At 66.7% G+C, this 20,100-nt stretch carries 18 protein-coding genes and 1 tRNA gene; 8 read left to right on the top strand and 11 right to left on the bottom strand.

Going from position 1 to position 20,100, the window contains the following annotated elements; all coding sequences use genetic code 11:
• Positions 1–196 precede the first annotated feature (196 nt).
• The 6 genes from QZ546_RS08015 to QZ546_RS07990 form a co-directional block, all read right to left on the bottom strand.
• Entirely contained in the window at positions 197–2,005 is a 1,809-nt protein-coding gene (locus QZ546_RS08015; protein WP_294236069.1) for a methyl-accepting chemotaxis protein, read from the bottom strand.
• A gap of 45 nt (positions 2,006–2,050) precedes the next feature.
• Positions 2,051–2,554: a chemotaxis protein CheW gene (locus QZ546_RS08010; RefSeq protein WP_294236068.1), complete on the bottom strand. Its 504-nt coding sequence runs from the start codon at positions 2,552–2,554 to the stop codon at positions 2,051–2,053.
• Positions 2,555–2,558: 4 nt separating this feature from the next.
• Complete coding sequence (locus QZ546_RS08005; protein WP_294236067.1) at positions 2,559–4,547, bottom strand: chemotaxis protein CheA; 1,989 nt, start codon at positions 4,545–4,547, stop codon at positions 2,559–2,561.
• Positions 4,544–4,912 (bottom strand): response regulator, encoded by a 369-nt coding sequence (locus QZ546_RS08000; RefSeq protein ID WP_294236066.1) that lies wholly within the window; start codon positions 4,910–4,912, stop codon positions 4,544–4,546. The genes QZ546_RS08005 and QZ546_RS08000 overlap by 4 nt, the downstream gene beginning before the upstream one ends.
• Positions 4,909–5,223, bottom strand: coding sequence for an STAS domain-containing protein (locus QZ546_RS07995; protein ID WP_294236065.1), 315 nt, complete (start codon positions 5,221–5,223; stop codon positions 4,909–4,911). The genes QZ546_RS08000 and QZ546_RS07995 overlap by 4 nt, the downstream gene beginning before the upstream one ends.
• Positions 5,224–5,710: 487 nt before the next feature.
• A complete protein-coding gene (locus QZ546_RS07990; RefSeq protein ID WP_294236064.1) occupies positions 5,711–6,529 on the bottom strand; it encodes an arylamine N-acetyltransferase in 819 nt (272 codons plus the stop codon).
• Between the two features lie 92 nt (positions 6,530–6,621).
• On the opposite strand from QZ546_RS07990, the gene QZ546_RS07985 reads away from it, so the two are divergent.
• Positions 6,622–7,557, top strand: a complete 936-nt coding sequence (locus QZ546_RS07985) for an L-threonylcarbamoyladenylate synthase (RefSeq protein ID WP_294236063.1) — start codon at positions 6,622–6,624, stop codon at positions 7,555–7,557.
• A gap of 232 nt (positions 7,558–7,789) precedes the next feature.
• Here the strand turns inward: QZ546_RS07985 and msrA are convergent, their stop codons facing one another.
• Entirely contained in the window at positions 7,790–8,329 is a 540-nt protein-coding gene (gene msrA, locus QZ546_RS07980) for a peptide-methionine (S)-S-oxide reductase MsrA (protein WP_294236062.1), read from the bottom strand.
• Between the two features lie 80 nt (positions 8,330–8,409).
• Between msrA and galE the strand changes: the two genes are divergently transcribed.
• Positions 8,410–9,414, top strand: coding sequence for a UDP-glucose 4-epimerase GalE (gene galE / locus QZ546_RS07975; RefSeq protein ID WP_294236061.1), 1,005 nt, complete (start codon positions 8,410–8,412; stop codon positions 9,412–9,414).
• Between the two features lie 6 nt (positions 9,415–9,420).
• Entirely contained in the window at positions 9,421–10,260 is an 840-nt protein-coding gene (locus QZ546_RS07970) for a CoA ester lyase (RefSeq protein WP_294236060.1), read from the top strand.
• Here QZ546_RS07970 and QZ546_RS07965 read toward each other — a convergent pair.
• Positions 10,237–10,956, bottom strand: coding sequence for a phosphatase PAP2 family protein (locus tag QZ546_RS07965; RefSeq protein ID WP_294236059.1), 720 nt, complete (start codon positions 10,954–10,956; stop codon positions 10,237–10,239). The two genes, QZ546_RS07970 and QZ546_RS07965, sit on opposite strands and share 24 nt — an antisense overlap.
• Positions 10,957–11,185: 229 nt before the next feature.
• On the opposite strand from QZ546_RS07965, the gene QZ546_RS07960 reads away from it, so the two are divergent.
• The 3 genes from QZ546_RS07960 (at position 11,186) to QZ546_RS07950 (ending at position 16,364) form a co-directional block, all read left to right on the top strand.
• Complete coding sequence (locus QZ546_RS07960) at positions 11,186–11,311, top strand: hypothetical protein (RefSeq protein WP_294236058.1); 126 nt, start codon at positions 11,186–11,188, stop codon at positions 11,309–11,311.
• A 548-nt stretch (positions 11,312–11,859) separates the two neighbouring features.
• Entirely contained in the window at positions 11,860–14,322 is a 2,463-nt protein-coding gene (locus QZ546_RS07955; protein WP_294236057.1) for an EAL domain-containing protein, read from the top strand.
• Positions 14,323–14,519: 197 nt separating this feature from the next.
• On the top strand, positions 14,520–16,364 hold the full coding sequence (locus QZ546_RS07950; RefSeq protein ID WP_294236056.1) for a methyl-accepting chemotaxis protein: 1,845 nt from the start codon (positions 14,520–14,522) through the stop codon (positions 16,362–16,364).
• A gap of 125 nt (positions 16,365–16,489) precedes the next feature.
• Here QZ546_RS07950 and QZ546_RS07945 read toward each other — a convergent pair whose 3' ends face one another.
• From QZ546_RS07945 to folK, 3 genes are all read right to left on the bottom strand, one after another.
• Positions 16,490–16,939: a MarR family transcriptional regulator gene (locus tag QZ546_RS07945; RefSeq protein ID WP_294236055.1), complete on the bottom strand. Its 450-nt coding sequence runs from the start codon at positions 16,937–16,939 to the stop codon at positions 16,490–16,492.
• A gap of 347 nt (positions 16,940–17,286) precedes the next feature.
• Positions 17,287–17,362: transfer RNA gene (locus tag QZ546_RS07940), tRNA-Lys, on the bottom strand.
• A gap of 20 nt (positions 17,363–17,382) precedes the next feature.
• Positions 17,383–17,871: a 2-amino-4-hydroxy-6-hydroxymethyldihydropteridine diphosphokinase gene (folK, locus tag QZ546_RS07935; RefSeq protein ID WP_294236054.1), complete on the bottom strand. Its 489-nt coding sequence runs from the start codon at positions 17,869–17,871 to the stop codon at positions 17,383–17,385.
• 22 nt (positions 17,872–17,893) lie between these two features.
• Between folK and QZ546_RS07930 the strand changes: the two genes are divergently transcribed.
• A complete protein-coding gene (locus tag QZ546_RS07930) occupies positions 17,894–18,565 on the top strand; it encodes a uracil-DNA glycosylase (RefSeq protein ID WP_294236053.1) in 672 nt (223 codons plus the stop codon).
• A gap of 153 nt (positions 18,566–18,718) precedes the next feature.
• A partial coding sequence (locus tag QZ546_RS07925) for a DUF1800 domain-containing protein (RefSeq protein ID WP_294236052.1) occupies positions 18,719–20,100 on the top strand: 1,382 nt, incomplete at its 3' end.

Below are 20,100 nucleotides of genomic sequence, written 5' to 3'. Positions count from 1 at the left end.
CTGGTGACGCGGATCGTCGTGACGTCGGGGCGCACGCTGGAGCCGTGTCGTCGTGACGGTCATCGGAGAAGTATTCAGGCACCGGGCGGTCGACACCGCCGGTCCGGGCGTCTCATGGTCGCGCCATGGCGCATCCAGGTCGCCCCCCGGCGTGACAGGTCGTTCAACCTCTCACGCCGGGGTGGCGATGGCTGCGTCAGGCGGCGCGGCCGAACTCGGCGTCTTCGCCGTCAGGCCCGCCATTGGTCAGGTCGAGCGCGAAACCATGCACCCGGGCCTGCTGATCGGCGACCGAGCCGGGGCGCGGCGCCGACTTGGTCGGCTTGGCGGACTTGGACACCGCCGGGCGCGACGCCGGCTTGCGGACGGCCGACTTCATCGCGGTACCGCGGTTGCCATTGGTCACGCGGAAGTAAGCGATGCTTTCCTGCAGCTCCTCGGCCTGGCTGGCCAGTTCTTCCGAGGTGGACGAAATCTGCTCGGAGGCGCTGGCGTTCTGCTGCGTCACCTTGTCGAGCTGCTGGATCGCCTCGTTGATCTGCACCGCGCCGATATCCTGTTCGCGGCATGCTGCGCTGATCTCGGCGACGAGTTCGGCGGTGCGGCGGATGTCGGGCACCAGCTTGGTCAGCATCTCACCCGCCTGGGTCGCGGCCGTCACCGTGTCCGAGGACATGCCGCTGATCTCGGCCGCCGCCGACTGGCTGCGTTCGGCGAGCTTGCGAACTTCGGCAGCGACCACCGCAAAGCCGCGACCATGTTCGCCCGCACGCGCCGCCTCGACCGCCGCGTTCAGCGCCAGCAGATCGGTCTGGCGCGCGATCTCCTGCACGATGCCGATCTTCTCGGCGATGGTGCGCATCGCGATGACCGCCTTCTGCACCGCCGTACCGCTGGTTTCGGCGTCCTGCGACGACTGGCGGGCGATCTTCTCGGTCTGGGTCGCGTTGTCCGCGTTCTGTTTGATGTTGGCAGCCATCTGTTCCATCGACGCCGAGGCCTCTTCCGCAGCGGCGGCCTGCTCGGTCGCGCCCTGGCTCACCTGTTCCGACGAGGACGACAACTGCTGGCTGCCCGCCGCGACATTCTGCGCCGCCTGGGTGGCATCGCCGACGACGCCGCGCAGGCGCTCGACCATGGCGACCAGCGCATGGCCCAGCACGTCCTTGTCCGACAGCGGCGCATGGTTGACGGTCAGGTCGCCCGAGGCGATCGTGTCGGCCAATTGCGCGCTTTCGCGCAGGTTCGCAGTCATACGGTTGACCGTGTCGACCAGGTCCTTGATCTCGTCATTCGACGTGACCGTCACGTCCTGGCTGAGATCGCCGATCGCCACAGCGTCGAGGGCAACGGAGACCTTGTTCAGGCCCTGCGAAACCAGACGCGAAATCCAGAAAGCACCGGCAAGCGCGACCAGCAGTGCCAGACCGGCAGTCAGGAACAGGATGTTGCGTGCATTGGCATATTGCTCGTTGGTTTCCGCATCGGCCTGCTTCATGCCGTCCTGTGCGATGGCCACGATCTGATCGAGCTGTTCGGTGATGGCGCTGGCGAATTCGCGCGACTTGGTGATCGAAATTCGACCGGCGTCGACGTTCTTATTCATGCCGGCCAGGCGGCGCACCTCGTCATTGACGGGAATATACTGGTTGAAGAGCGACTGGACCTGCATCCAGCGCGGCTTGCCCTCGACCGTCGCGATGCTCAGGCCGGTGGCGATCAGGTCACGCGCGTCGTTCCGTGCCTTGACATCTTCGGCATCGAACTTCTGGGTGAGTGCCGCATCCTCGGTCAACGCCATGTTCTTTTCGAAACGCAGCGTCTTGTTCATGCGCTCGTTGACGCGCAGCGCGACCTCAAGGCGCTTGGACGGACCGGCGATTACGTCGCTGATCGCGTCGTTGAGGGCACTCATCTTGATGGTGCCAACGGTGACGACGACCAGCATCAGGGCGACGACGATCGCGAAGGTCGCCCCTAACTTCAATTTGATGGTGGCACGCATGTGTTGAATTCCCCCGCAAAAATAAGAATGAGAGTTGGGTCGAAATCAGTGAAGGCTGACCGGCTCGGCCGCGCGCGCGGTCAGACGCTCGAACAGCGAGGGCAGGTCGGGCAGGACGACGACGTCGCCTTCGCGCCGGACCAGGCAGCGGACATGATCGCGCGGCCAGCGTATGCCGATCACGGGCGCCTCCTCGGCGTCGAGCGCAGCCAGCACCGTCACCTCGTTGACGCGGTCGGCGGTCAGGCCGATCAGGACGGGCGTGCCGTCCAGGTCCAGCTCGATCACGATGATCCGGCTGTCGGCGGTGATGGCATGGGCATCCATCCCGAACGGCCCGCGCAGGTCGGCGAGCGGCACGATACGCCCCCGGAAGTTGATGACCGACGCGGCCATCGGGTCGGCGCCCGGCACCATGGTGATCGGCATCATGTCCAGGATTTCGCGGACGATGCCCGCTTCCAGGGCGAAGGTTTCGGACCCCAGGCCGAAGGTCAGAACCTCCAGGCCATCTTCGGGCGTCCAGTTGGCGATCTTGCGATATGGCATGGGCTTATCCAGCGGCGAGACGCCGCTCCTCCCTGGGCTGGCTCATCGCGATGAGCTGGGCGATGTCGAGGATCAGGGCGACCGAACCGTCGCCCAGGATGGTCGCGCCCGCAAAGGCGGCGACATTGCGGTGCAAGGGCGACATCGCCTTGATCACCGTCTGGTGGTTGCCGACGATCTGGTCGACGACCAGGCCGACGCGTTCCGCCCCGGTGCCGACCACGACGATCTTCTGATAGGTGTCGGGCTTGGTCCCGGTGGCGAACAGGTCGCGCAGGCGCAGGAAGGGCACCAGTCGTTCGCGTAGCGTGATGATGCTGCGACCGCGCGACCGCAGATCCTCCTCCAGCGACAGCTCCAGGCATTCCTCGACCGCCGCGAGCGGGATGACATAGCGCCCCTCGCCCACCCGGACGAGCAGCCCCTCGATGATCGCCAGCGTCAGCGGGATGCGCAGCGTGATGGTCGAACCCTGGCCGGGCGTGCTCTTCACATCGATCGAGCCGCGCAGGCTTTCGATCGTGCGCTTGACCACATCCATGCCGACGCCGCGCCCGGACAGGTTCGTCACCTGCGCCGCCGTCGAGAAGCCGGGATGGAAGATCAGGCCCAGCAATTCGTCTTCGCTGACCGCCTGGCCCGGCTGGAGCAGGCCATTGGCCTCCGCCTTGGCGCGGACCCGGTCGACATCGATGCCGCGTCCGTCGTCGGTGATGGTGATCAGCACCTCGCCGCCCGCCTGATGCGCGCTGAGGCGAATGAGGCCGCTGGCCGACTTGCCCGCCGCCACGCGGTCCTCGGGCTTTTCCAGGCCATGGTCGCAGGAGTTGCGGATGATATGGACCAGCGGATCGAACAGGCGCTCGATGACCGTCTTGTCGACCTCGGTGCTCTCGCCCTCGGTGACCAGTTCGATGGTCTTGCCGGTTTCGATCGCCAGGTCGTGGATCAGGCGACGGAAGCGGCCGAACAGCGTCGAGACCGGCACCATGCGCAGGATCATCATCGTGTCGCGCATCTCGCCCGCCAGCCGCTCGATCTCTTCCGAGACGGAGCGCAGGCTGAGGTCCTGGCCATGGCCCGCCAGCTGCGACAGGCGGCTCTGTGCGATGACGAGTTCGCCGACCCGGTCCATCAGCTCGTCCAGCCGCTCGGCGGGCACGCGGACATGCTCGCCCTGCGACCGGTTGGCGGTCGTGGCACGCGGGGCTGCATCGTTCGCGGCGACGTTCGCAGCCGCCGATACTTCGACCGGCGCGGCCTCGGGCGTGTCCACCACCATGTCCGCCGCCTCGGCCTCTTCGACCGCCAGCGGGGTGATGGTGATCTCCATATCGTCCATGACGAACAGGAACACGTCCTCGATCGCCTCGCGCGAAATGTCGCCGATCAGCGTGCAGTCCCAGCCGACGACGCAATGGCTGGGGTTCAGCGCCACCAGCGCCGGGATCTCGTCGACCCGGGCAATGATGGTCGCCTCGCCCAGCTCGCGCAGCTCGTCGAGCAACGCCAGCGGGTTGGTGCCGTGCGCCATGGCATCGGGCGGCAGGCGGAAGGACAGGGTCCAGCCCTGCTTCGCCAGCGCCTTCACGGGCGCGGGAACGCCGCCGCCCGAGCCGCCGGCCGCGGCATCGACCGCCGCCGCCAGCTTCGCCAGGATCGCCTGCCCCTCGGCCTCGGGCGCATCGCCCTCGACCAGCGCGCGCATGTGATCGCCCGCCGACAGGATCACCGACACCAGGTCGGCGGTCGCCGGCACGTCGCCCTTGCGGACACGGTCGAATGCGCTTTCGCAGTGATGGGTGAAGGCCGCCAGCTTGTCGAAGCCGAACATCGCGCCCGAGCCCTTCAGCGTGTGAAGGCCGCGGAACACCGCGTTGACCAGGCTCATATCGTCCAGGCGATGGCCCAGATCGAGCAGCCCCTGTTCGACCTGCTCCAGAAGCTCGCCCGCCTCGATCCGAAAGGCGGCTGTCGGATCCTCGCCGCTCATCGCGCCAGGACCTTCTTCGCGACGCGGATCAGCTGTTCGGGCTGGAACGGCTTGACCAGCCAGCCGGTGGCGCCGGCCGCCTTGGCCTGCGCCTTCATCGCGTCATCGGATTCGGTGGTCAGGAAGATGATCGGCACGCCCGCCTGGGCGGGCTGTTCGCGCAGCGCGCGGATCATCTGCAACCCGTCCATATTGGGCATGTTGAGATCGGTGACGATCAGGTCGAACCGGGTCGCGGTCGCCTTGGCGAGGCCCTCGACGCCATCGGCGGCCTCGGTCACCGCATAGCCCGCGCCGGTCAGCGCGATGCGGATCGCCATGCGCAAGGAGGCGCTGTCGTCGACGGTAAGGATGGAAGCGCTCATTGGACGGTGTCTCCGTGGAACCAGAATTGGGCGTGGTCGGGGGTTGCGGCGGGCAGGAAGCCCGCCCGTTCGAGAAGGGTGCGGAAGCCGTCGCCGACGGGCGCCGTCAGCGCGAAGTCGCAGGGCGCCTCGGCCGCGCTGACACGGGCCGACTGGACGAGCTGGATCACGCTGAGATCGGGCGCGGCGACGTCGGACAGGTCGAGACGAACCGTCGCGCCCGGCGCGATCGCGGCGGACAATTCTTCGGCAAGCACGCCGATATTCGGCAGGCACAGGTTCTCGCTTGCCATCACCGTGGTGATCGACATGGTTTCTTCCTTTGAATGAAAGTAATGAGCGCGCGGGATCATCCCCCGCGACGGGATCACATTATGGAAATAGTCAGGATCGGCTGGCGAATGCCGATTACGTCATCGCCGTGATGGTTGTCGCGTCCTGCCCCCACCCGGAACAGACGACCGAATTTCTCGAGTCATGTGTCATTCCCCCACATTCATCTGTGGGTTTAGCCATGAATGGTAAAATCCGGCTTAAATATAATCGCCATAGTGACGGAAATGGCGATTTCCGTGATCGGTCAGACCAATGACGCGGTCGAATGAGGGGTTTTCAATCACTTACAGAAATGCACTCGCCCATGAAAAATGACGTATGGGCATTTTTTGACGGCTGCCACCATGCCGGGCATCGCTCAACACGCGGTGCCGGACAGGATGAACAAAGTGGCGTCGATGGGGACACAGGGTTTGCGGCGCCGGGCTGCTGACCGCCCGGCGTCTCACCCGTCCTGCAGGATCAGGCCGCAAACAGCGTCGCGGTTTCCTCGGGCGTCAGGTCGATGCCGAACATCAGGCTCATGCGCATCCGATAAACGCGCGGGTCGGCAATGGTCGCGGCGGTTTCGTCCTCTGCGACGCGCCGGCGATAATGACGATCGGTCAACGTGGCGAAGCCGCGCGGCAGGATGATGCTGGCGATCGTCGCCTGGCGGAACCGGCTTTCCTCGGCGGTCGAGGTCCAATGATTGCCCATCGCCAGATCCGCGTCCCAGACATGGTCGATGGTGAAGCTGTATTGCGGCTCCCACCCCTCGCCCGTCGAGCGACCGTCGGTCAGCCCCGGATGGCCGTGGCGCAGCAGCATCCATCCGTGCTGGACGTCGCGGACCAGGCGGAAGCGCGCGCCGTCGGGCGCGGTCGCCTCGGCTCCGTCGACCAGCGGCATGGGCGGCGAATAGCTGCCCCCGAACCCGGCATCGGCGACCCAGTCCTGTCCGTCGATATGGACCACGCTGAGCGTATGCGTCAGCGGCGGCACGTCGGTGGCGCGCAGCCAGACGCGGCCTAGGATCGGGCGGGCGGCAAAGCCATGCGCCGCCAGCGCGTCGAGGAGCAGCCGGTTCTGCTCGAAACAATAGCCGCCGCGCTTGGCCGTCACCAGCTTGGCGGAGACGCTTGCGCTGTCGATGGCGATGGGACGGCCGAGCCGGACATCGAGATTTTCGAACGGAATGGCCTGGCGATGCGCCCATTGCAGCCGCGCCAACCCGTCGGCATCGACGGTCACGCGCGACGGCAGGGCGATACGGGCGAGATAGGAATCGAGATCGAACATCCCGCGCAGATAGGATGCCCGATCGCGATTGTCGAAGGGGCGAGCATCCCGCCCCTTATCGCGCGCGGCCCGAGCGGATATAGCCGCGCCCGATGAGCTTTCCCGCCGACGATCCGACCCTGCCCTTTTCCGACGCCGCCGTCCGTGCCGCCGCACGGGTCATCGCGGACGGCGGCATCGTCGCGGTGCCGACCGAGACGGTCTATGGCCTGGCCGCCGACGCCACCGATGCCGCGGCGGTCGCACGCATCTATGCGGCCAAGGGGCGGCCGTCCTTCAACCCGCTGATCGTCCATGTCCCCGATCTCGCGGCGGCGCAGGCGCTGGCCACGTTCGATGCCGAGGCGCTGGCGCTGGCCGAGGCGTTCTGGCCCGGCCCGCTGACGCTGGTCCGCCCCATCAAGCCCGGGTCGGGCGTCGCCGCGCTGGTGACGGCGGGGCTGGACACGGTCGCGATCCGGGTGCCGCGCCACCGCGCGATGCAAGCCCTGCTCGCGGCGAGCGGCCGCCCTCTCGCCGCGCCGTCCGCCAATGCCAGCGGCGGGATCAGCCCGACCCGTGCCGCCCATGTCCGCGCCAGCCTGGGCCCCGCCATTCCGATCCTGGACGACGGCGCGACCGAGGCCGGGCTGGAATCGACCATCGTCGCAGGCCGCACCATCCTGCGCCCCGGCCCGGTGACGGCGGCGATGCTGGCGGCGGTGCTGGGCGATGTCGAGCAGGGCCCCGAAGCCCCCGCGATCGTGACCGCGCCAGGCCAGCTCGCCAGCCATTATGCGCCGCGCAAAGCCCTGCGGCTCGTCGTGACGGCGGCCGAGCCGGACGAGTGGCTGATCGGTTTCGGGGCGGTGGCGGGGCAGGACACGCTGTCGGCCAGCGGCGATCCGGTGGAGGCGGCGGCCCGGCTGTTCGACGCGCTCCACCGCGCGGATGCGAGCGACCGGCCCCGCCTCGCCGTCGCCCCGATCCCGAACGAGGGGATCGGCGAGGCGATCAACGACCGGTTGCGGCGGGCCGCGACGCGGTAAGGTTCAGGTGGCTCGGGGTCGTAACGTCGACAAAGGTCCATGCCCCACCGCCGTTCAGCCTGAGCGAAGTCGAAGGCCAAGAGGGGGTTTTGGGGCAAGGTTGAAGCGTGGCCTTCGACTTCGCTCAGGCTGAACGGAATTCGGCGTCGACCGGGAATGAGGCTCCATACCCGTCCCCTCGCCATCATCGAGCGAGGTCGAAGCGTGCGCCCCGACCCCGCCCCGACACAAATTACGCCGTCACCGCCTTCGACCGGGCGGCGAAGCTCTTGCGCAGCTTCTGCAGCTTGGGCGGGATCACCGCCATGCAATAGGGGTTCGACCGGCCCGAGGTTTCCCAATAATCCTGGTGATAATCCTCGGCCGGATACCATTCCGCCATCGGCTCGATGGTGGTGACGATCGGCTTGTCGGATCCCGCCTGGGCGCGCGCTTTCGCCGCGTTCATCGCGGCCTCCTGCGCCGCGTCGGCCGGGAACATCGCCGAGCGATATTGCGTGCCCACGTCATTGCCCTGCCGGTTGAGCTGCGTCGGATCATGCGTCGCGAAATAGATGTCGAGCAGGTCGTCCAGCGCCAGCTGTGCGGGATCGAAACCGATGCGGATCGCCTCCGCATGGCCGGTATCGCCGCCGCACACCTGCTTGTAGGTCGGGTTGGGCACGGTGCCGCCGATATAGCCGCTTTCGACCGATTCGACCCCGATCACGTCCTTGAACACCGCCTCGGTGCACCAGAAACAACCGCCCGCCAGTGTCACATAGTCCGTCACGCGAAATCTCCTTGCAGTCTTGTGTGCTTAGATAGGAAGACGCTAGGCGACGGCAATCCAAGGGCTCGGGACAAAAAACGATGGCGACGATCGACGGCAAGGTGATGGTGACGGGCGGCGCCGGCTATATCGGCAGCCATGCGGTGCTAGCGCTGCTGGATGCGGGCTATGAAGTCGTGGTGCTCGACAATCTGGTCACCGGCTTCGACTGGGCGGTCGATCCCCGCGCTTCTCTGGTGGTCGCCAATGTCGCCGACGAGGACGCGGTCCGCGCCGCGATCCGCGGGCACCGGGTCCGCGCGATCATGCATTTTGCGGGCTCGATCATCGTGCCCGAGTCGGTCAGCGACCCGCTCAAATATTATCGCAACAACACCGCCGCCAGCCGTTCGCTGATGGAAAGCGCAGTGGCCGAGGGCGTCGCGCACTTCATCTTCTCCTCGACCGCCGCCACCTATGGCACGCCCGAGCGCGTGCCGATCAAGGAAAGCGATCCCAAGGCGCCGATCAACCCGTACGGCATGTCCAAGCTGATGACCGAGATCATGCTGAAGGACGTCGCGGCCGCGCATCCGATGAACTATTGCGCGCTGCGCTATTTCAACGTCGCCGGTGCCGACCCGCAGGGCCGCTCGGGCCAGTCGACGGTCGGCGCGACCCACCTGATCAAGATCGCGGTCGAGGCGGCGATCGGCAAGCGGGAGGCGGTCGGCGTCTATGGCACCGACTTCGCCACGCGCGACGGCACCGGCGTGCGCGACTATATCCATGTCTCGGACCTCGCCGCCGCGCATGTCGCCGCGCTGGAATTGCTTATCGAGCGGCCGGGCGAAAGCCATACGCTCAACTGCGGATATGGCCGTGGCTTCTCGGTCCTCGAAGTGCTGGACGCGGTCGACCGGGTGACCAACCTGAAGATCGAGCGCCGGATGGAAGGCCGCCGCGCGGGCGACCCCGCCGAGCTGGTCGCCGACAATGGCGCGATCCTGGCCACCCTGCCCTGGCGGCCCGAGCGTGACGATCTGGAAGGCATCGTCCGCGACGCGCTGGCCTGGGAGCGCAAGCTGGCCGAGATGGGGCGCTAAACGCCGGTGCGGCTGCGCTCGCTCCTCTTCGTGCCCGGTGATCGGCCCGATCGCATGGCCAAGGCGATGGGAGTGGGCGCGGACGCGCTGATCCTCGACCTGGAGGATGCGGTCGCCCCCGACGCCAAGCCGCGCGCGCGCGAAGCGGTGGCGCGGTTCCTGGCCGAGGCCGACCGGGGCGATGTGCGGCTGTTCGTGCGGATCAATCCCGTGGACGGACCGATGGCGGCGGACGATCTGGCCGCGATCCTGCCCGCGCGCCCCGACGGCATCGTCCTGCCCAAGGCCGAGGGGCTGGTCAGCCTGCACGCACTGGCGGCACGCGGGGTCGCGCATATCCCGATCCTGCCGATCGCGACTGAGACGCCCGCCGCCCTGTTCCGGCTGGGCGACTATGCCGGGTCCGCCTTGCCGCTGGCGGGCCTGACCTGGGGCGCGGAAGACCTGCCCGCCGCGATCGGCGCAACCACCGCGCGCGAGGCGGATGGCAGCTATACCGCACCCTATCAGCTTGCCCGCTCGCTGACGCTATTCGGCGCCCATTCGGCCGGGGTGGCGGCGATCGAGACGGTCTATCCCGACTTCCGCAATCTCGATGGGCTCGCCGCCTATGCCGCGCGGGGCCATCGCGACGGCTTTACCGGCATGATGGCGATCCACCCGGCGCAGGTTCCCGTCATCAACGCCGCCTTCACCCCCTCCGACCAGGACGTTACGCGGGCGCAGGCGATCGTCGACCTGTTCGAGGCCCATCCCGGTGCCGGCGCATTGCAGCTCGACGGCAAGATGGTCGATGCGCCGCACCTGAAGGCGGCGCGAGCATTACTGGCGCGCAGCCGCCCATGAGACGCGGGCGGCCGCCGTCGCCCACCACCAGCCGAGCGCCCAAAGCGTGCCGAAACACCAGCCCGCCGCCACGTCGGACGGCCAGTGCACGCCCAGATAGACGCGGCTGACCCCGATCGCGCCGACCAGGAACACCGCGAGCGCGACGATCATGTGCCGCAGTCGCCGATGCCGCGTCGCCTGGGTCGCGAGCGCCGCCAGCGTCATATAGACCATCGCACTGCCCGCCGCATGGCCGCTGGGAAAGCTGGCATTGTGCACGTCCACCCAATGCGGCACCAGATCGGGCCGCGCTCGCGCCACGGTGTGCTTTACCAGCGTGACGACCGCCCCACCGCTGATCCCCGCCGCCACGGTCGCGATCGCGGTCAGCCACCATCCGCGTGCGAGCAGCAACAGCGCCGCCCCTGCCACCATGAGGATGAGCACCGGCACGCTGCCCAAGGCGGTGAAGTCCACCGCCACCGCACGCAAGCCCTCCGACCGCGCATGGGCGCGCAGACCCGTCAGGATGACGCGGTCCCAGGCGAAGGGAAAATGATCCACCGCCAGTCCGAAGAGCAACAGCAGTGCCAGCGCCACTGCCCCCAACGCGACACCACGCAGGGCAAAGGGCATGGTCGCCAGATGCGGCCGCTCCGCCATCGTCGATTCGGGCTGGTCGTCCAACTGTGCGCCGATTCGCGGATTTGTCATGAAAGCACTGCCATCATGCCCGGTCTGTGGCCCGCATGTCCGCCCTGGGCAAGCATGGTCCGGCCTTCACGCCGAATTGCGGCGCCCTATGTGATTGATCCAAGACGCGGTATTTACCCCCACAACTATCCGATCACACTTATTCGAAAAACGGGTTTGTTTTTTAACTCGTCTTGTCTCATAGTTGACACACACCGGCGAGACGACCGGTTGGAGAGGAATGCCCACCATGGACGAACATGTCATTTCGCCGCTCGACCGCCTGATGATCCTGACATTTGGTGCGGCCGTTAGCTGGCTGGCCGTCGGCGGCGTCGCGTTCGGCGCGTCGAAGCTGATCCAGCATCTGTTCTGACAAAGGGTTCGGGCCGGGGCCGCTTCCGGCCCGGCCCTTTCGGACGATCTCCCGTCCCGCCTGCGCTTCGATGACGCGTATCCCATTTGCGCGGATCTGCGACTCCAGTGTCGCCAAGTCAAAAGCCACCCACCACATCGCCGGAATATAACGCCGCTGCATCCATAGGTATGCTGGCGGGTCGCATGTATGGCGCGTGCCAGGGCTATCGTGGCATCGCCCAGTCCAAGAACTGAACAGAAACGCCGTATTTTGCGGGTGATAAGCGCCGTTCGGGACATGCTCCGCCACAGGTTATGTCGGGTGCCAATAGAAGACAGGCGGAAGATAAAGACTCAATATATTCTGCGACATCAATTCATTAACATCGCCAATGCTGACGATCGGACCATGCCGTAAGCTTCGCGAATCCCCTAGCCTGTTCGACTAAAGCGGCAATTTTCGATCGCCGGATCGTTTCTTGATATCCGTTCGCAGGCAGGGCTATGGCACGCGTCGGCTAGGGGGCCGTAAGCGTGGGACGGAATATCAGGGCGGCGGCCCTTGGATTGTTATTGCTCTTGGTGTGGCTGGTGCCGGGGACAGCCTCGGCCGCGCCCATCGACCTGTACGACCATATGTGCAGCGCGACCTTGCCCGACCGTGCGAGCAGGGCAGAGATCGCTACGGCCGCCTATCAATGCGGGGCTGAAGCGCCCACGCGGGGCACTGACTGGCTGTGGCTGCGGCTCGACGCATCGCGCCTGCGCAGCCTGCCCGCGAACTGGGATCTGCTGGTCGACCAGACGCGGTTCGACCGGATCGCCGTTCTGGTCGTCACCCGCGACGGCACGGCCCGCCAGGCCTATTCCGCCACCGACTTACGCGGGCGCTGGGCACCGGGCGGCTTGCTGAAATTCGCGATCGCACCGCCCGGGGGCGAGATACGCGGCTTGTATCTCGGCTTCCGACACATCGACGACCTGTCCCTGATGCGCAAGGTCGTCGCCCGACCGGGGGCGGGCGTGGCCGTCGAGGACGTGCATTGGTGGCTGCTGGTCGGCCTGTTCGCCGGCACGCTGCTATCGGCCCTGCTCTACAATCTGGTGATCCATACAGGCCGGCGCCTGCCCTTCCAGCGCTGGTATCTGCTCTGGGTCTCGATCTCGCTGGTCTATGGCCTGATCTGGACCAATGTGGCGGCGCTGGTCGTGCCCGATCTGGTCGGGCCGATCGCGGTACGAATGGACTTCGTCCTGGTCGGCCTGATGGTCGGCGTGTGCAACATGTTCTTCTTTGCGGTCATCGAGGATGGCATCCTGCCCGCCGCCTGCCGCACCATCGGGCATTGGCTCGCCGGGGCCAGCGCGCTGCTGGGCATCATGGCATCGGCCGACACGGTGCTGCCGCCCGTCCTCATGGACCAGCTGCTCAGCTATGTGCTCGCCGGGACCAGCCTGATCATCGCGGTGTCGTGCCTGATCGCGGCGCGGCGCGGCAGCCGCGTCGTCTGGTTCTACATAATCGGCTGGACGCCGGTCATCGCCATCTTCGTGGCGCGACTGGCCCGCAATCTGGGGCTGGCGGAACAGAGCGATGCGGTCGACATGGGCGGCTTCGCCGCGCTCGCCTTCGAAGCACTGGTGCTCTCGCTGGCGATCGCCGACCGGTTCCGTCGGATCCAGCGCGAGTTGGAGAGCGCCCGCCAGCGTCGCGAGATCGACCAGATCGAAACCCGGACGCTTCGCGCCGCCGCGCATACCGACTTTCTGACCGGCCTGGGCAACCGCGCGGCCTATCAGCATCATGCCCAGGCCCTGATCGACACCCAAAGCCCGTTCAGCCTGTTCCTGGTCGATGTCGATTTTCTGAAGGACGTCAACGACCGTCTGGGCCATGGCTCCGGCGACGCGCTGCTCCGTCATATCGGATCGGCATTGGCGACGGCGTCTCAGCCGCTGGACGATGTGCGGATCGCGCGGATCGGCGGCGATGAATTCGCGATCCTGTGCCCCGGCCCGCTGGCCGTCGACGCCGCACTGGCCGAGGCGATCGGCACGGTGCAGGGCCAGAAATGGCTTCCCGAGGACCCCGAACGCATCGTGTCGCTCAGCATCGGCTCGGCCCGCTATCCCGACGATGCCGAGGCGCTGGACCTGCTCTATCACAATGCCGATCTGGCGCTGTATTCCGCCAAGCGGCGGGGGCGGGGGCGTCACATCCGCTATGATCTGGCGCAAAGCCGCCTGCGCGATTTGCAGGTCGCCTTTGCCGAGGAGGCGGAGGGCGCGCTGGAGCGGGGCGAGTTCCTCCTCTATCTGCAACCCATCGTCGCGCTCGAAACCGAAACCGTCGTCGGCCATGAAGCGCTGCTGCGCTGGAACCACCCCCAGCACGGCCTGATGTCGGTGGACCGCTTCGCCGACGTGCTGGTCACCGAGCGGATCGGGTTGCGGATCCAGGATCATGTGCTCGAGATGGCCCTGGCGCTGCTGCGCGACCAGGGTGAGCCGCTGAGCGGACTCAGCGTCAATTTCACCTCCGCCCAGCTCACCGGCCCCCGCGCCGCGCGCAACGTGCTCGATCGGCTGGCGCATCACGGCATCGCCCCCGATCGGCTGTGCGTCGAAGTGACCGAAGGCGTGATGCTGGACCGGGCGTCCGACAGCATCCTGGCCAATCTGCGGACATTGCACGCGGCGGGGGTGGGCATCGCGCTCGACGATTTCGGCACCGGCTATGCCTCGCTCATCCATCTGCGCCGCCTGCCGGTCGACCGGATCAAGATCGACCGCTCCTTCGTCGCCGGGCTGGATCAGTCCGACGGCAGCACCCTGCCCATCGTCAGCGCGATCGTCGGCATGGGCACCGGCCTGGGCAAGCTGGTCGTGGCCGAGGGCATCCAGACCGAGATTGAGGCGCAGCTCCTCCGCCAATTGGGGTGCCAACTGGGCCAGGGCTATCTTTACGGTCGCCCCTCCCCCTATGAATCGACCGTCCGCGACGCTTCCGCGCCGATCGCGGCCCGGTGACGGCGATCCGGTCGACGATCTTCGCCAGCCCGAAATTGCCGACCTGCGCATCCCGGCGCTAGCAGGAGGAGGACCAGGTCGGGCTCCAAAAAGCCGTTATGCAAAGGTTTTTATTAACCCGTGTTACCTAATGCCCGGGCCGATGTGCGGCCGTCCCTGCACATGTGTAATCGTTTACCCAGCGCCGGGAGAATGCTGTGAGAAACCTGCGGATCAGTTCCAAGCTGATAGCTTGTTTTGCCATTTTGCTCATTGCCCTTGTGATTGTCGGCGGGCTTTCCATCCGCAATCAGAATACCTTGAGCGCAGGCACGTCGGATATCGCTTCTCGCCTGGCACGCCTGCAGAAGTTGACCCATTTCATCGACACGCAGACCTCGAACGTCCGCGCCGAGGAGATGACCCATATCGTCACCAAGTCGCCCGAATTGATGGCGGCGCATTACAAGGCGATGCACGCCTCACTCGATTTGATCGACCAGTCGCTTGCCAAGGTCCGGTCGATGGAGCAGGATCCGGTCGCCAAAGCCGCGATGGAGGAATTCGCGCCGATCTGGCAGCGCTTTACCGACCATGTGCCGCAGACCATCGCCCTGTCGAACCGTGACGAGACCGATGCGGCGCAGGCGAGCGCCTTGCAGGAGGTCAAGGATTACGACGCCCAGAACGCGGCGCTGGGCCGTGCGGAAGACGCCTATACGGCCGCCATGGACAAGGCCCGCGCAGAGGCCCAGGAGACGGCCGCGACGGGACGCCTGATCACCATAGGGATGATCCTGGCGACGATCGCGCTGACCATCGCACTCTTGACCCTGCTGATCCGCCAGATCGCCAAGCCCCTGAACGCCATGACCAGCGCGATGGGCGAACTGGCCGCGGGCAACATGCAAGTTCACGTGCCCGATGCCGATCGCCAAGACGAAGTCGGCGATCTGGCCAGCGCCATGACCAAGTTCCGCGATCAGTTGATGGCGGCCGAACGGGCGAAGGCCGAACAGACCACCCTGATCGTCGACAGCATCGGGCGCGCGCTTTCGAGTCTCGCGAAGGGCGATCTTCTGACCCGCGTGGACGCGGATCTGACCGGCCCCTTCGCCAAACTGAAAAGCGATTTCAACGCGGCGGCCGAATCCCTGCAGGATACGATGGCGCAGGTTGCGACGGCGGTCACCGGCATCAACGGCGGCGCGGGCGAAATCCGCACCGCCTCGGACGATCTGTCGATGCGGACCGAGCAGCAGGCGGCAAGCCTCGAGGAAACGGCCTCGGCCATGGAGGAGATCACCGCGACGATGCGCGCGACGGCGCAACGGACGGCGAGCGCGAATGCCGCCGTGCGCAGCGCGCGCGAACTGGCCGAGCAGTCGGGCGGGGTCGTCCAGAACGCCGTCGAGGCGATGGGCGGTATCGAGCGTCGATCCAACGAGATTTCGGACATCATCGCCGTCATCGACGGCATCGCGTTCCAGACAAATCTGCTGGCCCTGAACGCCGGGGTCGAGGCCGCCCGCGCGGGCGATGCGGGCAAGGGCTTCGCGGTTGTCGCCTCGGAAGTCCGCGCGCTGGCCCAGCGTTCGGCCGATGCCGCCAAGGACGTGAAGGACCGGATCAGCGCCTCGTCCGCCCAGGTTGCGGAGGGCGTGCGGCTGGTCGGCGAAACCGGCCAGGCGCTGACCGGTATTATCGGGCGCATCGTCGAGGTCAGCACCCTGGTCGGCGAGATTGCCGACGCCGCCGAACAACAGGCGACCGGGCTCCAGCAGGTCAATACCGCCGTCGGCGAAATGGACAGCGTCACCCAACAGAACGCCGCGATGGTCGAGGAAGCCACCGCCGCGGCGCGTGGTCTGGCGACCGAAGCCGACGGCCTTGCGCGTCAGATCGCGCGGTTCCAGATCGGGCAGCAGACCGCCGCCCCGCCAGCCAATGTGCACACCCTTCAAGCGCGACTGACGACCGCTGCACCCCGCCTCCTTGGAAAGCCGGTTGCCGTGCCGCAGGGCAATGCGGCACTCGCAGAAGAGGATTGGTCCTCCTTCTGAGCTGACGGGTCTTTGCCTGTTCGGGTCTTCGGCAGTCGCTCTGTCGGAACCCGAACAGGCCTATCTCGCAACCAGGCGGGCAGCATCGCTACCGACGCGCGCGCCCTATCGGCAGACGGCGCCGTTCAGTTCGCCCCACCGGGACCGCTGATGGCGTGAAACGTCGCGAATTGCTGCTGCGCTTCAGCACTCATCAGGTTCTGCATCATGGTCCAATAGCCGAGAACGGCCTCTTCGCCCGATGCGGCATAGGCCCGGCTCATATTCTCACGCAGATCGGCGAATAGCCTTTGCTCGAGAGCTTCCCCGGCGGGCGACAGCCGCAACAGGCGTTGGCGACGGTCCTTGTCGCCTTGGCGCTGACGAATAAGGTCCCGTTCGACGAGAACGCTCAGGACACGTCCCAGGGATTGCTTGGTGACGCCGAGCAACGCCAGGAGCTGAGCGACACTCAGATCGGGCTGCCTGGCGACAAAATAGAGGCAGCGATGGTGCGCGCGCCCGAGACCCAGCTTGGCCAGTTCCTTGTCGGAATGATTCAGGTGCGACTTGTGCGCGAATAGCAGGAGATCCATGCCCCCACGGATGACGTCATTGCGTAGGAATTGGGCACGCGGGGGACGAATGACGTCTGGCATAGGCGGCTCGGATCTCTCTGACCGTTGGCGATCGGTTCTATCGAGCATGACGACGCGAAACGGCAGCATCCGCACCCTATCCCAGAAATTTTCTGCGATATGCGCAACAAAGCATAGCGGTCGGGCAAGGCGCTCGCATTTCCACCGACCTATGCCGCCCCGACGCGGTATGTCATGTGCCAGGATTTCGCGCTCTGGATCGTCACGAACAGGGAGAGCCCGGCTGAGTCCGCGGGCTTGTAATCCCTCTCGGCCGCTTGTGCTTTTCGGCTGAAACAACCCCGTGGTGGGTCCGCCGGGACTCGAACCCGGGACCTCTCGATTAAAAGTCGCTTGCTCTACCGACTGAGCTACGGACCCGCCATCGGGGTGGAAGCGACCTAGGGGCGCGGACGCCTGCGGTCAACACCATGTCGCAAATGACGTACCCGCCGCCCGTCGCGCGGATCGCGCCAGTCGCCCGCAATGCCCGCCAGCGGATGCAGGACGAAATCCCGTGCCGCATAGGCCGGGTGCGGTACGGCCAGGCCGGGCGACCGCCACACCCCGCCCGACCACAGGACGATGTCCAGGTCGATCACCCGCGCGCCCCAGCGTTGTCCCCGCCGCCGCCCGAAATCGCGCTCGATCGCCTTCAGACGCTTGAGCATCGCCGGCGGATCGAGCGGACTATCGACCAGTGCGGCGGCATTGGCGAAGGCGCGGATCGAGGGGCCGATGGGCGCGGTCGTGATGATCGGCGACACGGCGCGAACCTCTCCGATCGCGGCCCCGATCGCTGCCAGCGCCGCGCGGACCTCGGCCTGCGGATGTCCGTGCCGTCCCCGACGGTTGGAACCCAGCGCGATGGCATAGCTTGTCGTCGTCATGTCCCCCGACTACCCGAGTGCGATGCCCGACGCATCCTTTCCCGCCATTCCCGCCGCCCTGGCCCCGATCCAGCCGCCGCACGACTGCCCGCTCTGTCCCCGCTTGGCCGCGCTGCGCCACGCGGTCGCCGCCGAATATCCCGGCTGGTGGAACGCCCCCGTGCCGCCGTTCGGCGACGCCGACGCCTGGCTGGCGATCGTCGGCCTGGCGCCGGGCAAGCATGGTGCGCACCGCACCGGCCGCCCTTTCACCGGCGATGGCGCGGGCCCCCTGCTGTTCGGCACGCTCGCCACCTTCGGTCTGGCCGAGGGACAGTTCGACGCGCGCGTCGATGACGGCGTGGCGCTGACCGGGGCGGTGATCCTGAACGCGGTCAAATGCCTGCCGCCGGAGAACAAGCCGACCCCCGACGAGATCCGGACCTGCCGCCCCTTCCTGACCCAGGAGCTGGCGGCGCTGCCGCGCCTGAAGGTCGTGATCGCGCTGGGCCAGATTGCGCACCAGTCGGTGGTCAAGGCGCTGGGCGGCAAGCTGCCCAAGACCCGCTTCGCCCATCTGGCCGAACACCGGATGCCGGGCGGCCCGGTGGTGCTCGATAGCTATCATTGCTCGCGCTACAACCAGAATACCGGGCGGCTGACCCAGGCGATGTTCGAGGCGGTGTTCGCCCGTGCCCTGGAACTACGCGGCTGACCCTACCCTGTCCCCTGCCGGGGACCGATTGATGGCCACCGACTGACGGTCTTTTCATGTCCGGGCAAGGCGGGGTTCAGCCTCGTTTCGCCACATTAGCCTCGCACGAAGCCTGCGCCCGCTCGGCGTGTGGCGACACTGGACGGGCGAGGCATGGCGCGGATCGCTTTTTCTTGGTTATGTGGCACGGCGGTGGTCGCGGCGGTTCCCGCCCAGGCCGCCGATCCGGCACGCGATGCGGCCTGGGCCGAGCGGCTCGGCTGGGGCCCTTCGGCCGCACCCGACTCCGGCCCGGCGCCGGGCAGCGATGCCTGGCTGCGGCATCAGCTGGACGACCAGCCCGATCCCCTGCCCCCGGCGGTGCAGGCGCAGATCGATGCGATGCGCATTTCCAAGGAGCCGGTCGCCGCGCTGGTCGTCGAGACCGACGCGATGCAGCGCGACCTGAAGGCGATCCCCAACCTCGACCAGCGCAAGGTCGCGCGCGAAGCCTATCAGAAGACGCTCAACGGCCTGGCGGACGAGGCACGGCAGCGCTTCGTCCTGCGCGCGCTCTATTCGCCCGACCAACTGCGCGAGCGGATGACCTGGTTCTGGTTCAACCATTTCAACGTCCAGGCGAACAAGCGCGACATCCGCGCGATGGTCGGCGATTATGAAGAGACGATCCGCGCCCATGCGCTGGGCCGGTTCCGCGACCTGCTGGAGGCGACGCTGCGCCACCCGGCGATGCTGCGCTATCTGGACAATGACCAGAACGCCAAGGGCAAGATCAACGAGAATTACGCCCGCGAGATCATGGAGCTGCACTCCATGGGCGTCGGCTCGGGCTATAGCCAGCAGGACGTGCAGGAACTGGCGCGCATCCTGACCGGGGTGGGCGTCGACCAGAAACCCGACGCGCCGAAGCTGAAGCCCGAGCTTCAGCCGCTCTATCTTCGCGCCGGGCTGTTCGAGTTCAACCCGGCGCGCCACGATTTCGGCACCAAGCACTTCCTGGGGCACACCATCCAGGGATCGGGCTTCCATGAGGTCGAGCAGGCGCTGGACCTGATCGCGGAGAGTCCGGCGACGGCGCATCGCGTCTCGCTGAAACTGGCGACCTATTTCATGGGCGATAATCCGCCGTCCGCTCTGGTCGACCGGATGACCGCGACCTTCCGCCGCAGCCATGGCGACATCGCCGAAGTGCTGAAGACCATGATCCGCTCGCGCGAATTTTCAGGCAAGCTGGGCAGCGGGTTCAAGGACCCGGTCGGCTATACGCTGTCCGCGGTACGGCTCGCCTATGGCGACCGGATGGTCACCAACCCGCAGCCGGTGGTCGGCTGGATCCGGCAGATGGGCGAAGGGCTGTACGATCACGAGACGCCCGACGGATACGACCTGTCGAGCGCCGCCTGGTCGGCACCGGGCCAAATGGCGACGCGCTTCGACATCGCGCGCCAGATCGGCGGCGGCGCGGCGCGGCTGTTCCAGCCGACAGATACGCCGCCGATCTGGCGCGCGATGTCGAAGCGCGTCGCCATTTGGCC

Origin of the sequence: uncultured Sphingomonas sp. (genome assembly GCF_913062585.1) — a bacterium.
Classification (GTDB): domain Bacteria; phylum Pseudomonadota; class Alphaproteobacteria; order Sphingomonadales; family Sphingomonadaceae; genus Sphingomonas.
Note: the sequence above shows the minus strand (reverse complement) of the source record. Positions and strands in the feature narration are given on the sequence as shown.

Bases quoted from the DNA above. Each gene is read 5' to 3' on its own strand.
- QZ546_RS08015 (WP_294236069.1), bottom strand. From the start codon at position 2,005: ATGCGTGCCACCATCAAATTGAAGTTAGGGGCGACCTTCGCGATCGTC.
- QZ546_RS08010 (WP_294236068.1), bottom strand. From the start codon at position 2,554: ATGCCATATCGCAAGATCGCCAACTGGACGCCCGAAGATGGCCTGGAG.
- QZ546_RS08005 (WP_294236067.1), bottom strand. From the start codon at position 4,547: ATGAGCGGCGAGGATCCGACAGCCGCCTTTCGGATCGAGGCGGGCGAG.
- QZ546_RS08000 (WP_294236066.1), bottom strand. From the start codon at position 4,912: ATGAGCGCTTCCATCCTTACCGTCGACGACAGCGCCTCCTTGCGCATG.
- QZ546_RS07995 (WP_294236065.1), bottom strand. From the start codon at position 5,223: ATGTCGATCACCACGGTGATGGCAAGCGAGAACCTGTGCCTGCCGAAT.
- QZ546_RS07990 (WP_294236064.1), bottom strand. From the start codon at position 6,529: ATGTTCGATCTCGATTCCTATCTCGCCCGTATCGCCCTGCCGTCGCGC.
- QZ546_RS07985 (WP_294236063.1), top strand. From the start codon at position 6,622: ATGAGCTTTCCCGCCGACGATCCGACCCTGCCCTTTTCCGACGCCGCC.
- galE (WP_294236061.1), top strand. From the start codon at position 8,410: ATGGCGACGATCGACGGCAAGGTGATGGTGACGGGCGGCGCCGGCTAT.
- QZ546_RS07965 (WP_294236059.1), bottom strand. From the start codon at position 10,956: ATGACAAATCCGCGAATCGGCGCACAGTTGGACGACCAGCCCGAATCG.
- QZ546_RS07960 (WP_294236058.1), top strand. From the start codon at position 11,186: ATGGACGAACATGTCATTTCGCCGCTCGACCGCCTGATGATCCTGACA.
- QZ546_RS07945 (WP_294236055.1), bottom strand. From the start codon at position 16,939: ATGGATCTCCTGCTATTCGCGCACAAGTCGCACCTGAATCATTCCGAC.
- folK (WP_294236054.1), bottom strand. From the start codon at position 17,871: ATGACGACGACAAGCTATGCCATCGCGCTGGGTTCCAACCGTCGGGGA.
- QZ546_RS07930 (WP_294236053.1), top strand. From the start codon at position 17,894: ATGCCCGACGCATCCTTTCCCGCCATTCCCGCCGCCCTGGCCCCGATC.